This window comes from Streptomyces sp. NPDC047049 (assembly GCF_040643995.1).
Classification (GTDB): domain Bacteria; phylum Actinomycetota; class Actinomycetes; order Streptomycetales; family Streptomycetaceae; genus Streptomyces; species Streptomyces mooreae.
In genome coordinates, this window is sequence record NZ_JBEYVM010000016.1 from 170,836 (window position 1) to 184,915 (window position 14,080).

Sequence of the window (14,080 nt, forward strand, 5' to 3'; positions counted from 1 at the left end):
GAGTCCGTTGCCGTGACTCAGTTGTCGTACGCGTCCAGCGGCGGGCAGGAGCAGACGAGGTTGCGGTCGCCGAAGGCACCGTCGATGCGGCGCACCGGCGGCCAGTACTTCTCCGCGGCCTCGACACCGGCCGGGAAGACGGCCTCCTCACGGGTGTACGGGTGTGACCAGTCGCCACCGAGCGCGCCCGCGGTGTGCGGGGCGTTGCGCAGCGGGTTGTCGTCCTTGTCCCACTCCCCCGTGCCGACCTTCTCGATCTCCGCACGGATGGCGATCATCGCGTCGCAGAACCGGTCCAGCTCGCCGAGGTCCTCGCTCTCGGTCGGCTCGATCATCAGCGTGCCGGCCACCGGGAACGACATCGTCGGCGCGTGGAAGCCGTAGTCGATCAGCCGCTTGGCGACGTCGTCGATGCTCACACCGGTCGCCTTGGTCAGCGGCCGCACGTCGATGATGCACTCGTGCGCGACCAGTCCGCCGGGCCCGGTGTAGAGCACCGGGTAGTGCGGCTCCAGGCGCTTGGCGATGTAGTTGGCGCTCAGCACCGCCACCTGGGTGGCGCGCTTGAGGCCCTCGCCGCCCATCAGCCGGACGTACGCCCAGGAGATCGGCAGGATGCCGGCCGAGCCCCAGGGCGCCGCGGAGATCGGTCCCACGCCCGTCTCAGGGCCCGCGCCGGGCTGCAGCGGGTGGTTGGGCAGGTACGGCGCCAGGTGGGCGCGTACGCCGACCGGACCGACGCCCGGGCCACCGCCGCCGTGCGGGATGCAGAACGTCTTGTGCAGGTTGAGGTGCGAGACATCGCCGCCGAACTTGCCGGGCTCGGCGAGGCCGACCAGCGCATTGAGGTTGGCGCCGTCGACGTAGACCTGGCCGCCGGCCTCGTGCACCGTGGCGCAGATCTGGGTGATGTGCTCCTCGAACACGCCGTGGGTGGAGGGGTAGGTGACCATCAGGACCGCGAGCTCGTCACGGTGCTTCTCGATCTTGGCGTGGAGATCGTCGGCGTCGACCTCGCCGTCCTCGCCGGTCTTGACGACGACGACCTTCATCCCGGCCATCACCGCGCTGGCGGCGTTGGTGCCGTGCGCGGAGGACGGGATCAGGCAGACGGTGCGCTGCTCGTCACCGTTGGCACGGTGGTAGGCACGCACCGCCAGCAGACCGGCCAGCTCGCCCTGCGATCCGGCGTTCGGCTGGATGGAGACCTTGTCATAGCCGGTGACGGTGGCCAGCCGCTCCTCCAGCTCCTGGATCAGGGTGAGGTAGCCCTGGGCCTGGGCGGCCGGCGCGAAGGGGTGCAGCTGCCCGAAGGCGGGCCAGGTGACCGGCTCCATCTCGGTGGTCGCGTTCAGCTTCATGGTGCAGGAGCCGAGCGGAATCATGCCGCGGTCCAGTGCGTAGTCCTTGTCCGCGAGGGTGCGCAGGTAGCGCAGCATCGCGGTCTCGGAGCGGTACTGGTGGAAGACCGGGTGGGCGAGGTAGTCATCGCCGCGCAGCAGGTCCTGCGGCAGCGTTTCGGCGGCGGCCGCGTCCAGCTGCTCGACGTCGCCGTGCACCCCGAAGGCGCCCCAGACGCCGGCCAGCTGCGCACGTCCGGTGGTCTCGTCGCACGCGATACCGACGAGGTCGGCGTCGACCTGCCGGAGGTTGACACCGGCCTCGCGGGCGGCGGCGACGACCTCGGCGGCCCGGCCGGGCACCCGCGCGGTCAGCGTGTCGAAGTACGCGCCGTGCACGATCTCCACCCCGCCGGCCCGCAGGCCCTCGGCGAGGACCGCGGCGTAGCGGTGGGTGCGCCGGGCGATCGTCCGCAGCCCCTCGGGGCCGTGGTAGACCGCGTACATACCGGCCATGACGGCGAGCAGCACCTGTGCGGTGCAGATGTTGCTGGTGGCCTTCTCGCGGCGGATGTGCTGCTCGCGGGTCTGCAGCGCGAGGCGGTAGGCCTTGTTGCCGTCGGCGTCGACGGAGACGCCCACCAGGCGGCCCGGCAGGCTGCGGGCGAACTGTTCTCGGACGGCCATGAAGCCGGCGTGCGGCCCGCCGAAGCCCATCGGGACGCCGAAGCGCTGGGTGGTGCCGACGGCGATGTCCGCGCCGAGCTCACCGGGAGAGGTCAGCAGTGTCAGGGCGAGCAGATCGGCGGCGACGGTGACGACCGCGCCCAGCTCGTGGGCCTGCTCGATGACGGCGCGCGGGTCACGGACCGCACCGGAGGCACCGGGGTACTGCAGCAGCACACCGAACACACCGCGCTCGGCGACGTCGGCCGGGATGCCCTCGGACAGGTCGGCGACCACGACCTCGACGCCGGTGGGCTCCGCGCGGGTCTGGATCACGGCGATGGTCTGCGGCAGACAGTCGGCGTCGATCAGGAAGACGCCCTGCTTGACCTTGCCGACCCGGCGGGAGAGCGCCATCGCCTCGGCGGCCGCGGTGCCCTCGTCCAGCAGCGAGGAGCCGGAGGTGGGCAGACCGGTCAGGTCGGCGACCATGGTCTGGAAGTTGAGCAGCGCCTCGAGGCGGCCCTGCGAGATCTCCGGCTGGTAGGGGGTGTAGGCCGTGTACCAGGCCGGGTTCTCCATGACATTGCGCAGGATCACCGGCGGGGTGAACGTGCCGTAGTAGCCGAGTCCGATCATGGACGCCAGCACCTGGTTACGGTCCGCGAGGCCGTGCAGCTCCTGCAGCACCTCGGCCTCGGTACGGGCCTGCGGCAGGCCGAGCGCCTCCGCGCTCTTGATCACGTCGGGCACGGCGGTGGCGGTGAGCTCGTCCAGCGATCCGAACCCGATGTGCGCGAGCATCTTGGCCTGCGCCTCGTGGTCGGGACCGATGTGCCGGTGCTCGAAGGGAGTGCCGCGTTCCAGCTCGGTCAAGGAGATGCGATTGGTGGTCATCTGCGGGGGCCTCCTGGTCGTACGACCTACGAGGGGCACCACGGCGCGGGTGCCCGGACGGCCTCCCCCTCTGTCATCTCAACCTGAGAGCTTCACCGGCCCGCGCGAGGCGGCCCGGCTTTCACCGTCGGTGAGGAGGGGTCCCGGAGCTGTGCCTTCCGTGGCCCGCCCTGCTTTCCAGAGTGACCTCGCCCACGCGGTACGTGTGCCTGAGAGATTCCGGGGAGGATTTGCTCCTTCGGCGCCCTCGCCGCGAACGACAAAGGACTCTCCCGCACGGGGTCTGCGGCCATTGGCCAGCCTACCAGCGCGGCACTCGAAGGATCCTTCGAGTGGCCGGGGCATGAAATGTGCCGTTTGGTTGTTGTCAGAGGGCAGTTGCGACCAATTGGAGGGACCGTGCAAACCGATATCGATCCCCGGAGCCTGATCGGCCGCAAAGCGTTCGACCGTAACGGCGCCAAAATAGGCACGATCGACGAGGTATATCTCGACGACGCGACGGGGGAACCGGAGTGGGCGGCCGTGCGCACCGGACTCTTCAGCCGGGACGCGTTCGTCCCCCTCGAACCCAGCAAGATGGTCGGTGAGGGACTGCACATTCCTTACGACCGCAAGCTGATCAAGGACGCGCCGGACTTCGGCGTCGGCCGCCATCTCTCCCCTGAGCAGGAACTTCAGCTCTACCACCACTACCGACTGGATATCTCCTCCCCGACATCCGACCCGGTGTCCTCGCCCGGCTCCGGTGACAAGGACTTCGGCAGGATCGCCGGCTCGGACGACTGACCGTCCGCCGGTCCCCCGCCCACCAGCGGCAGAGGCTCCCCCGGCCGCAGCGCCGGATCCTCCACAGCAAAGGTCCGCACCCTCCCCGGTGCGGACCACGGCGTTTCGAAGCGCACGGTCACCCTCCCCACCCCACTGCCCTGCACCCAGCCCGCGCCGTACTCGTCGTGCACCACGTCCAGTCCGGGATGCCAGCGCCGCGGCCGCTCCTCCTCGGCCTCCCGCGCCGCCGCCGCGCCACCGGACAGCTCCGCCGCCGCTCTCGCGGCCTTCTCCGCCTCCGCCGCCTCCCGCTCCGTCGCGAACTGGGCGAACAGATCCTCCTGTGTGAAGTCGGCCAGGCCGCTGACCCCCACGCCCAGCAGCCGGACCCCGCCCGTGGTGTCCACCATCTCCAGCAGCCGCACGGCGGCCTCCCTTATCACCGCGGGGTCGTCGGTGGGCCCACGGAGCGTCTCGGAGCGGGTCAGCGTCGAGAAGTCGTAGTTGCGCACCTTGATGACCACCGTCCGCCCGGAGCGCCCGGCGGCCCGCAGCCGCTCCACGCAGCGGTCGGCCAGCCGCAGCACCTCGCTCCGTACCCGCGTCCGGTCGGTCAGGTCGACCTCGAAGGTGTCCTCGACGGAGATGGACTTCGCGTCCCGCTCGGCCACCACCGGCCGGTCGTCCCGGCCCAGCGCCATGGCGTACAGCCCGGCACCGTGCGCCTTGCCGAGCAGCCGCACCAGCTCGGCCTCACCGGCCTCCGCGGTCTCCGCGACGGTGTGGATCCCGGCCCGGCGCAGCGTCTCGGCCGTCGCGGGCCCCACCCCGGGCAGCGTCCGCACCGTCATCGGGCCCAGCAGCTCGCGCTCGGTGCCGGGCTCGATCACCACCAGACCGTCCGGCTTGGCCGTCTCGGACGCGATCTTCGCCAGCATCTTGGCGCCGGCGAGCCCCACCGAGCCGGTCAGGCCCGTGGCGGCCCGGATCTCGCGGCGCAGTCGCTCCCCCACGACCCGCGCCGCGGCCGTCCGCGGCGGCACCCCTCCCGCTTCCAGGTCGACGAAGGCCTCGTCCAGGCTCAGCGGCTCCACCAGCGGCGACAGCGCGTGCAGCAGCTCCATCACCGTTTCACTCACCTGGCGGTACAGCGAGAAGCGCGGGGTGAGATAAGCGGCGTTGGGGCACAGCCGCCGCGCCTGGGCCGTGGGCATCGCGGAGCGCACCCCGAACACCCGGGCTTCGTACGACGCCGTGGAGACCACCCCGCGCACGCCGATCCCGCCGACCACCACGGGCTTGCCGCGAAGGCTCGGCTTGGCCGCCTGTTCGGCGGCCGCGAAGAACGCATCCATGTCGAGATGCAGGATCGTCGGCGCGGGTCTCACATCTCCGATGCTGCCCCATGCCACTGACAATCGGCCCTGTGCCGGGCCGGTGGCGCGGTCAGGGACTCAGCCCGCCCGGTTGCGCCGCCGCGCCAGCTCGTCGTGCGGGTTCTTCCCGATCAGGGTCTCGCCGGTGTCCACCCGCTCCCCGTGGAGCTGTGACAGCACGCCCTCCACGTCCCGCCACACCACGCCCACGGCGATGCCGAAGACGCCCTGGCCGCCCTGGAGCAGATCCACGACCTGGTCGGGCGAGGTGCACTCGTAGACCGTCGCGCCGTCGCTCATCAGCGTCATCCGCGTCAGATCCGCCAGCCCGCGCGCCCGCAGATGCTGGACCGCGGTGCGGATGTTCTGCAGCGACACCCCGGTGTCCAGCAGCCGCTTGACGATCTTCAGGACCACGACGTCCCGGAAGCTGTAGAGCCGCTGGGTGCCGGAGCCGTACGCCGGCCGGATACTCGGCTCCACCAGGCCCGTACGCGCCCAGTAGTCGAGCTGTCGATAGGTGATGCCCGCTGCCGCACAGGCGGTCGGGCCGCGATAGCCGATGTTCTGAGCCTCGCAGTCCCCCGACACCGCCGCGGCGGGTGCCGGGGCAGGGTTCGCTGCTGCGCCCGAGTGGAGCGGCAACGCCCCTTCCGCCGCCATACCGTCGCCGGTGATTGCCACGCCGCCCTCCGTCCTCCACGTCCCGGACGGGACCTGCCACATCGACGGTATGCAGTCACTCGGGGTGCGTCAACGATCGCCGCGCTCGCCACGCCGAGTGATAATCACCCTACGAGTGGTTTCTCGTGACCCCACACGGGGAACAGCTAGAGGTTTGGCCGGAAACAGGCGGTCGACCTGGCCGGTATTACTGGCTGTTGGTCCCGAAGTCCTCGGGCGAGATCTGGTCGAGGAACTCGCGGAACTTCTCCACCTCGTCCTCCTGCTCGTCCGGGATGGCGATGCCCGCGTCGTCCAGCACACCGTCGGTACCGAAGATCGGCGTTCCGGTGCGCAATGCCAGCGCTATGGCGTCGGACGGACGCGCGCTGACCTCGACCCCGCTCGCGAAGACAAGTTCGGCATAGAAAACCCCCTCGCGCAGATCCGTGATGCGGACCTGCGTCAGTTCCTGGCCCACCGCTTCGAGCACGTCCTTGAAAAGGTCATGCGTCAGCGGCCTGGCAGGGACCATGCCCTGCTGGGCAAAGGCGATGGCGGTGGCCTCCCCTGGCCCGATCCAAATGGGCAAGTATCGGTCGCCTCCCACCTCCCGCAGGAGCACGATCGGTTGGCTGGAAGGCATTTCCACCCGGACACCCACGACGTCGAGCTCGTTCACACAGCAACCCTAGGACGTGCCCGGCCGGTTTGGGTAGTCGGGCACTCGTTTGCTCACTACAGCCGGACCCGCAAAGCGCTCTGCACCAGTGCCGCATGCAGCCGTACGGACAGCGTTGCCAGCTCTCTGGCGGTGGCTTCGGCATGCGCCCTGGTCTGCGGATTACGGTGCCGCCGAAGGGGTGCAACGACCTGCTCGACAAGGCCCGCCTCGCGCTCGGCGGCCGCCTTCACGGCACGCAGATGCCGCGGTTCCAGACCGAAACGGCCCAGGTCCGCAACGAGCTTGGCCACCGTGACGGCCTCGATGTCGTATCCGCCCTCCGCATGAGGGACGATGAGTCCGTAGGACTCCCAGTCGGCGAGGGCCGCCTCGTCCACCTCCGCGGCGGCCAGCAGCTCCGCCCGGCCGATGCGGGCAGCCGTGGGGCGCTCCTCACCCGGCTCGTGCACGCCTTCGACGAGGTCGCGGGAGGGTGTGGCCGGAGCGGGCAGCTGCACCCGCTCACCGCGCTCCAGGGCGTCCAGATGCTCCCGGATGACCTTGAGCGGCAGATAGTGGTCCCGCTGCATCCGCAGGACGGCGGCCAGCCGCTCGACGTCCGCCGCCGTGAATTTGCGGTATCCGGAAGGCGTCCGCTTCGGCTCGACCAGCCCCTCGGCCTCCAGGAAGCGGATCTTGGAGATGGTGACCTCGGGAAACTCCTCGCGCAGCAGGGTGAGCACCGTGCCGATGCTCACCGGCTTACCGTCCGAGGAGGCGGCGCCGGCAAAGCCGGCGCCGCCCTTCGGTGTATCGCGCATATGCCTTCCCCGGCCGGTCAGATACCGGCGCCTCGCTGGCTGGCGTAGAAGACCAGGCGGAACTTGCCGATCTGGACCTCGTCGCCGTTGGCGAGGGTGACGGAGTCGATCCGCTCGCGGTTGACGTAGGTGCCGTTCAGGCTGCCGACGTCGGCGACCGTGAAGAGCCCGTCCGGACCCCGGCGGAATTCCACGTGACGGCGCGAGACCGTCACATCGTCGAGGAAGATGTCGCCCTGCGGATGCCGGCCCGCCGTCGTCAGCTCACTGTCCAGAAGGAAGCGGCTGCCCGAATTCGGACCCCGGCGGACGACCAGCAGCGCCGATCCCAACGGAAGCGCGTCGACGGCCGCCTGCGCCTCGGGGGACAGCGACGGCGACAGATTCTGGCCCGTCGCCTCCGAGTCGTAGGCCTCCAGCCCCGAAATGGAGATGGTGGAGGTCGTCTCGGATGCCCGCTCGGGCTGGGCGCCCGGGCGGAGCGGCGCACCACAGTTGGAGCAGAACCGGCTCGCCTCGGCGTTGCGGTTCCCACACCTCGTACAAACCGGCAAGGCCGACCCTCCACCCGTGCGTGCGGCTGATGGTTCCTGGGAACCTATGCGGCCGGCACCGGAGGGGTCAACAGAACCCGCGCCGTGCCCCCCGGACGGACCGCCGACCTCGTCACGGAAGAGCGGACGATCCTCCGCCGCGCCACTCTCGTCGGGCCGGCCCGACGCACGGTGCCGCGCGGAGCCGCTGCCGCCGTCCTGGCGGGCGCTCTTGCCGAACAGCTTTCCAAACAACTTCACGGGCGATTCCCCTTGAACGACATAGACCCGCCCGTGGGGCAGGACGAACCCTCGATGCACACACCGGCCGATCCGGACATCCTGTGAACGTCCGTGGCCTTCAGACAGTTTCCACCACACACCACACGCACGGTGCGTCGACCCCCCGTTACCTCATGCCCTCGCCGGGCACTCGACATACGTGTACGCCTCACTGCGATGACGACCGAGCGTAGTCAGGCCGCTTCGCCTCTCGCAAGGCGTCCACAATGATCTTCTCCTCACGGGTCACAGACACCTTGGCCTGCTCCTTTTCCAGCGTCTGGACCACTCCGCCGGGAATGTTCAGCGCCGGTTCCAGGTCCTGCGGCTTACCGATGACCTTGAAGCGGTACGGCTGCACGACACGCTTGCCGTCGATCTCCACGCCACCCCGGAGATCCGAGAGAGAGGTGTTGGCGACGACGCGGACGTCATTGACCTGGATGGCCTCGGCGCCGGCCGCTCGCAGCTCCTGGATGGTGTCCAGCAGCTTGTCCGCCTCGACGGAGTGCGTCGGGTCGTCGATGGTCAGGTTGATGCCGGGCCCTTGCGCCGCGACGGTCCCGGCCAGCACACCCAGCTGCTGTTCCTTCTCCACGGTCTGCTTACGGGCCTCCTCGGCCTGGTCCGAGCTGTTCGCCAGCTCGGTCTTCTGCCCTTCCAGGCGCCGCTGTTCGTCGGTCAACCGCTGGGAGCGATTGTCCAGCTCGTCCAGAATGCGCACCAAGTCCTCCTGACGCGCACCCCGCAGCGCACTGCTGTCACTTGTGGAACGTACCTGAATCGCCAGGCCGAGGCCGAGAATGAACAGGAGCAACGCAACGATCAGTTGAGCCCGGGTCAGCCGCGGCGGCCACAGGCTCGCCACCAGCCGCTCCCGACCGCTCTTCGGGCGCTCCGCACTCCCGTTATCGGCAACCGCCTCCGGAGTCGAGGAGTCTGCCCCTTTGTCGGCCTTGTGTCCAGCACTGTCCGGTTCCGGAGCTTCGGTATCTTCCTCGGTCTCCGCCCGCCCCGGGGTGGTCCAGCTCTCGGGCGGCATCGGCCACCGGGCGGCCGGGCCGCTGTCCCGGTCCCGCTCCGGCTGCTTCTCCGGCTCGGTCTTCTTCTCCGGCTCGTTCTTCTTCTCGGGCTCCGGCTGCTCCGGCTCCTGCTCCGGCACCGGCGTCTTCTCGGGCTCCGGCTGCTCCACCTGATCCGCCCGCGCCGACTGCTCCGACTGCTCCGGCTTCTTCTCCGGCTCCGGGATCTCGTCCGTCGACATCGGCCTCACGCCCGGAAGACGTGCCGGCGAATCGCGGCGGCGTTGGAGAAGATCCGGATACCCAGCACCACGACGACGCCGGTGGAGAGTTGGGCACCGACGCCCAACTTGTCACCGAGGAAGACGATCAGCGCGGCGACGACGACGTTCGACAGGAAGGAGACCACGAAGACCTTGTCGTCGAAGATGCCGTCCAGCATCGCGCGCAGACCGCCGAACACGGCATCCAGCGCCGCGACGACAGCGATCGGCAAGTAGGGCTCGACCACCGTCGGCACCACGGGTCGGACGACAAGCCCGACCACGACTCCCACGATGAGGCCCAATACGGCGATCACGATGTGCCCTTCCCTGTGTCGGTGCCGTCCGCCTTGGCGGCACCGGCCTGCGGCTTTGCGGTACGTACGATCAAACTGGGCGCGGGCGGCAGCCGGACCTCGTTCTCCACGGAAATCCTGGTGCGGACCCCATAGTTCTCCTGCAGCACATGAAGGTACTGACCGTCGGCGCTGTCCTGGAAAGCGGTGCTCAGCCGTTGCCCGTCCCCCACCGCCAACACCGTATAAGGCGGCACCAGTGGCTTGTTGTCGACCAGTATGGCGTCTCCCGCGGCTCTGATCGCCGAGAGTGACGTAAGCCGCTGTCCATTGACGGAGATGGCCTCCGCACCGGACGCCCACAGCCCGTTGACGACGCGCTGCATGTCTCTGTCGCGCACCCGCCCCGTGTCCGAAAATCCGCTGCTCTCGCGCGGTCCGCCGCCGCTGGACTCCGCGTCCTTGGCATCGTCCACGACGAGTTTCACGCCGGGCCCGGAGACCTGGGTCGAACCGGACAGCAGCCCCAGCAGTTCGGCCTTGTCGCTGCCGTGCTGCTTCAACGCCTCGCGCTGCATCCTGCTGACGTCGTCCCGGAGGGCATCGACCCGCTGCTGCTGCCGGTCCGCCTCGCCGGTGCCCTTCTGGATGCGGTTGATCAGCTCCTCGCGCTCCTTGGCGAGCGTCGGTGCGGATATCCGCGCCTGCGCCGCACCCACCGTCACCACCAGCGCGGCGAGCACCAGACCGGCCGCGAGGCCCAACTTCGCCCGCAGCGTCCGCGGCAGACCGCGCACCCCGGCCTCGGACTTCCGGGCGGCCGCCTCGGCGTATCCGTCGTCGAGACTGTGATCCATCACATTGGTCAGCAGCGACATGGACGCATCGGGGCGCGCGGCCGGGGTGTTCGGGTTGCTCCGATCGGGGCGCTGCTGCGACATGCCGCACATCGTCGCACGTCGGCCGGGTGGTCTCCCAATGGCCCCACCGGCGTGCCGAGGCACGGGCCGCCGGTGGGGTCAGGGTCAGCGTCCTGCGCTGTCCACCACTGCGGACCATTCGTCCAGCAGCTGCTGGGCGGAGGCGTCGTCCGGCCCTTCCGCCCACAGGTGGGTGACCGCCTCTGCGGGGTCGGGCAGCACCAGGACCCAGCGGCCGTCGGACTCCACGACCCGTACGCCGTCGGTGGTGTCCACGTCCCGGTCACCGGCCGCCTCGACGACATGCCGCATGACGAGCCCCTTGACCGCCCAGGGGGTGGCCAGGTCACGGCGCTGGACGTGCGCCCGCGGGATCCGTGCGTCGATCTGGCTCAGCGTGAGCTGGGTGCGGGCCACCAGGCCGATCAGCCGGACGAACGCGGCAGTGCCGTCGAAGACGCTGCTGAACTCGGGGATGAGGAATCCGCCCCTGCCGTCCCCGCCGAAGACGGTGCCGTCCTCGCGCCCCACTCGCGTCAGATCGTCGGGCGAGGTCGTCGTCCACTCCACCTGCGTCCCGTGGTACGCCGCCACCTGCTCGGCGATCCGGGTCGTGGTGACCGGCAGCGCCACCCGCCCGGCGCGCCGCTCGGCCGCCACCAGATCCAGCATCACCAGGAGCGCGCGGTCGTCCTCGATGATCCGGCCACGCTCGTCCACGAGCGAGAGCCGTTCGCCCACGGGGTCGAAACGCACGCCGAAGGCGGCCCGGGCCGAGGCCACGATCTCGCCGAGCCGGACGAGCCCCGAGCGCCGTGCGTCAGGTGTCTCCGTCGGCCGGGACTCGTCGAGCCCGGGGTTGATCGTCAGGGAGTCCACGCCGAGCCGTCCCAGCAGGCTGGGCAGAACCAGGCCCGCGCTGCCGTTCGAGGCGTCCACGACGACCTTCAGCCCGGACTCGCTGATGCCCGTGATGTCCACGGCCCGCAGCAGGGACCCGGTGTAGGAGTCGAAGACGCTGGCCGGGAACATCAGATCGCCGATCTCGCCGGGGAAGGCGCGGCGGTACTCCTGGCGGGCGAAGACCCGGTCGAGCTTGCGCTGCCCGGCCTGCGAGAGATCCGCGCCCCGCTCGTCGAAGAACATGATGTCGACGGAGTCCGGCACACCGGGCGTCGTACGCACCATGATGCCGCCGGCGCTGCCGCGGGCGGTCTGCTGGCGGGCGACGGGCAGCGGGACGTTCTCCAGGTCGCGTACGTCGATGGCGCTGGCCTGGAGTGCGGAGATCACCGCGCGCTTGAGCGCCCGGGCACCACGGGAGTGGTCGCGCGCGGTGGTGACCGTGGAGCCCTTCTTGAGCGTGGTGGCATAGGCGCCCGCGAGCCGCACGGCGAGTTCGGGGGTGATCTCGACGTTGAGGATCCCGGACACACCGCGGGCGCCGAACAGATGCGCCTGGCCGCGGGACTCCCAGATCACCGACGTATTGACGAATGCGCCGGCCTCGATGGTCTTGAACGGATAGACCCGTACATTGCCCTGCACGATCGATTCTTCACCGATGAGGCATTCATCGCCGATGACGGCGCCGTCCTCGATACGGGCGGCCCGCATGATGTCGGTGTTCTTGCCGATCACACAGCCGCGCAGATTGCTCTGCTGCCCGATGTAGACGTTGTCGTGCACCACGGCACGGTGCAGGAAAGCACCGCTCTTGACGACGACATTCGAGCCGACGACGGTGTGCTCCCGGAGCTCCGCATCCGCTTCGATCTTGGCGTAGTCGCCGATGTACAACGGCCCGCGGAGCACCGCGTCGGGGTGGACATCGGCGCCCTCGGCGACCCAGACGCCCGGCGAGATCTCGAAGCCGTCGATCTCGACGTCGACCTTGCCTTCGAGCACATCAGCCTGTGCCTTCACATAGCTTTCATGTGTGCCGACGTCCTCCCAATAGCCTTCCGCGATATAGCCGTAGATCGGCTTGCCTTCCTTCATGAGCTGCGGAAAGACGTCGCCCGACCAGTCGACCGGCACATCGGGCTCGAAGTAGTCGAAGACCTCCGGCTCCATGACGTAGATACCGGTGTTGACGGTGTCCGAGAAGACCTGGCCCCAGGTCGGCTTTTCCAGGAAACGTTCGACCTTGCCGGCCTCGTCCACGATGGTGATGCCGAACTCGAGCGGGTTGGGCACCCGTGTGAGACAGACAGTGACGAGGGCGCCCTTTTCCTTGTGGAACCTGATCAGATCGGTGAGATCGAAATCGGTGAGGGCATCACCGGAGATGACGAGGAAGGCGTCGTCCTTGAGAGCTTCCTCGGCGTTCTTCACGCTGCCTGCGGTACCGAGTGGCTTTTCCTCATTGGCGTAGGTGAGCTCCATCCCGAGCTCTTCGCCGTCGCCGAAATAGTTCTTGACGAGCGAGGCAAGGAATTGCACGGTTACGACGGTCTCATTGAGACCATGCCGTTTCAGCAGCCTGAGTACATGCTCCATGATCGGCCGGTTGGCGACCGGAAGCAGGGGCTTGGGCATGCTGGACGTCATGGGGCGAAGGCGTGTTCCTTCGCCGCCGGCCATCACAACGGCCTTCATGTCGGAAGCGTCCTCCTCTAAGAGACGACGGTCTTGCCGACTTCACTTGTTCAAATCGCCCGCTGATCCTGTTTTACGTACGGGCACCGGGCCCTGGCACAACCTGCCGGTCCGGAAAGCTCAGTCGGCCGTGGCGTCCGCCCTGATGATTCGACGGACCTGGACCACGTAGAGGATCCCTGCCCACCAGTAGAGCGCCGTACCCCATCCTGCGAACGCCCATCCGAAAACAGTGGCGAGTTCGTGAAGCCAGCCCCTCCGGTCGCTCAGGAGGAGCAACGGGAAGGCATACATCAAGTTGAACGTAGCCGCTTTGCCCAGGAAGTTCACCTGGGGAGGCCCGTAACGGTGGCGTCCGAGGAATCCGACCGCGATGAGCAGCATCAGCTCGCGCGCCAGCAGGGCCGCGGTCAGCCAGAGTGGCAGGATCTCGCGCCACGTCAGGCCGACGAGGGTCGACAGGATGTAGAGGCGGTCGGCCGCCGGGTCGAGGATGCGCCCGAGGCTGCTGATCTGGTTCCAGCGCCGGGCGAGTTTGCCGTCCAGGTAGTCGCTGACGCCGCTCAGAGCGAGGATCAGGAGCGCCCAGAGGTCAGCGTTCGGGCCACCGAATTCCGGCCACAGGATCAGCCACAGGAACACCGGCACGCCAACGAGGCGGGCCATGCTCAGGATATTCGGGATGGTGAGGACGCGATCCGTCTGGACCCGCGTCTCCTGGACCTCCACGCGGGGGCCTCCTGTGGGGGAAATGTGCCAACGATGCCCCCTGACCTTACCTGCCCCGCCGGCCTGGCCGTCCCCCGGGGCCCCAGATCACGACAAAACAGAAAAGCCCCGGGGGAACGCTGGTTCCCACGGGGCTTTCTTAAAATTTGTTCGGCGGCGTCCTACTCTCCCACAGGGTCCCCCCTGCAGTACCATCGGCGCTGAAAGGCTTAGCTTCCGGGTTCGGAATGTAACCG

At 68.9% G+C, this 14,080-nt stretch carries 12 protein-coding genes, 1 rRNA gene and 1 riboswitch; of the genes, 1 reads left to right on the forward strand and 12 read right to left on the reverse strand.

Annotation, left to right across the window (positions count from 1 at the left end; translation table 11 throughout):
• Positions 1 to 17: 17 nt before the first annotated feature.
• Positions 18 to 2,903, reverse strand: a complete 2,886-nt coding sequence (gcvP, locus tag ABZ851_RS28415) for an aminomethyl-transferring glycine dehydrogenase (protein WP_361133203.1) — start codon at positions 2,901 to 2,903, stop codon at positions 18 to 20.
• Between the two features lie 187 nt (positions 2,904 to 3,090).
• A riboswitch (glycine riboswitch) is annotated at positions 3,091 to 3,188 on the reverse strand.
• A gap of 114 nt (positions 3,189 to 3,302) precedes the next feature.
• Between gcvP and ABZ851_RS28420 the strand changes: the two genes are divergently transcribed.
• Entirely contained in the window at positions 3,303 to 3,692 is a 390-nt protein-coding gene (locus ABZ851_RS28420) for a PRC-barrel domain-containing protein (RefSeq protein WP_176963700.1), read from the forward strand.
• Here ABZ851_RS28420 and ABZ851_RS28425 read toward each other — a convergent pair.
• From ABZ851_RS28425 to rrf, 11 genes are all read right to left on the reverse strand, one after another.
• Entirely contained in the window at positions 3,596 to 5,062 is a 1,467-nt protein-coding gene (locus tag ABZ851_RS28425; RefSeq protein WP_361133206.1) for a DNA polymerase IV, read from the reverse strand. The genes ABZ851_RS28420 and ABZ851_RS28425 overlap by 97 nt on opposite strands.
• A gap of 66 nt (positions 5,063 to 5,128) precedes the next feature.
• Complete coding sequence (locus tag ABZ851_RS28430) at positions 5,129 to 5,734, reverse strand: MerR family transcriptional regulator (protein ID WP_088796467.1); 606 nt, start codon at positions 5,732 to 5,734, stop codon at positions 5,129 to 5,131.
• A 187-nt stretch (positions 5,735 to 5,921) separates the two neighbouring features.
• The gene (locus ABZ851_RS28435) at positions 5,922 to 6,395 is read right to left on the reverse strand and encodes a bifunctional nuclease family protein (protein WP_006606439.1); all 474 of its coding nucleotides are present in this window, start codon (positions 6,393 to 6,395) and stop codon (positions 5,922 to 5,924) included.
• 56 nt (positions 6,396 to 6,451) lie between these two features.
• Entirely contained in the window at positions 6,452 to 7,198 is a 747-nt protein-coding gene (locus ABZ851_RS28440; RefSeq protein ID WP_093493101.1) for a MerR family transcriptional regulator, read from the reverse strand.
• 17 nt (positions 7,199 to 7,215) lie between these two features.
• Positions 7,216 to 8,064 (reverse strand): FHA domain-containing protein, encoded by an 849-nt coding sequence (locus tag ABZ851_RS28445; protein WP_336054828.1) that lies wholly within the window; start codon positions 8,062 to 8,064, stop codon positions 7,216 to 7,218.
• Positions 8,065 to 8,182: 118 nt separating this feature from the next.
• Positions 8,183 to 9,277 (reverse strand): DUF881 domain-containing protein, encoded by a 1,095-nt coding sequence (locus ABZ851_RS28450; RefSeq protein WP_361133211.1) that lies wholly within the window; start codon positions 9,275 to 9,277, stop codon positions 8,183 to 8,185.
• 5 nt (positions 9,278 to 9,282) lie between these two features.
• The gene (locus ABZ851_RS28455; protein ID WP_003984969.1) at positions 9,283 to 9,615 is read right to left on the reverse strand and encodes a small basic family protein; all 333 of its coding nucleotides are present in this window, start codon (positions 9,613 to 9,615) and stop codon (positions 9,283 to 9,285) included.
• Complete coding sequence (locus ABZ851_RS28460; RefSeq protein ID WP_311627842.1) at positions 9,612 to 10,544, reverse strand: DUF881 domain-containing protein; 933 nt, start codon at positions 10,542 to 10,544, stop codon at positions 9,612 to 9,614. Before ABZ851_RS28460 ends, ABZ851_RS28455 begins: the two co-directional genes overlap by 4 nt.
• A 75-nt stretch (positions 10,545 to 10,619) precedes the next feature.
• A complete protein-coding gene (locus tag ABZ851_RS28465) occupies positions 10,620 to 13,115 on the reverse strand; it encodes a mannose-1-phosphate guanyltransferase (RefSeq protein ID WP_361133215.1) in 2,496 nt (831 codons plus the stop codon).
• 120 nt (positions 13,116 to 13,235) lie between these two features.
• Positions 13,236 to 13,844 carry a CDP-alcohol phosphatidyltransferase family protein gene (locus ABZ851_RS28470; RefSeq protein ID WP_088796473.1) on the reverse strand — a complete coding sequence of 203 codons (609 nt, stop codon included), beginning with the start codon at positions 13,842 to 13,844 and terminating at the stop codon, positions 13,236 to 13,238.
• A gap of 148 nt (positions 13,845 to 13,992) precedes the next feature.
• Positions 13,993 to 14,080: ribosomal RNA gene (rrf, locus tag ABZ851_RS28475) — 5S ribosomal RNA — on the reverse strand; the annotation flags it as partial.

Coding starts and splice junctions, on each gene's coding strand:
- gcvP (WP_361133203.1), bottom strand. CDS start 2,903: ATGACCACCAATCGCATCTCCTTGACCGAGCTGGAACGCGGCACTCCC.
- ABZ851_RS28440 (WP_093493101.1), bottom strand. CDS start 7,198: ATGCGCGATACACCGAAGGGCGGCGCCGGCTTTGCCGGCGCCGCCTCC.
- ABZ851_RS28450 (WP_361133211.1), bottom strand. CDS start 9,277: ATGTCGACGGACGAGATCCCGGAGCCGGAGAAGAAGCCGGAGCAGTCG.
- ABZ851_RS28460 (WP_311627842.1), bottom strand. CDS start 10,544: ATGTGCGGCATGTCGCAGCAGCGCCCCGATCGGAGCAACCCGAACACC.
- ABZ851_RS28465 (WP_361133215.1), bottom strand. CDS start 13,115: ATGAAGGCCGTTGTGATGGCCGGCGGCGAAGGAACACGCCTTCGCCCC.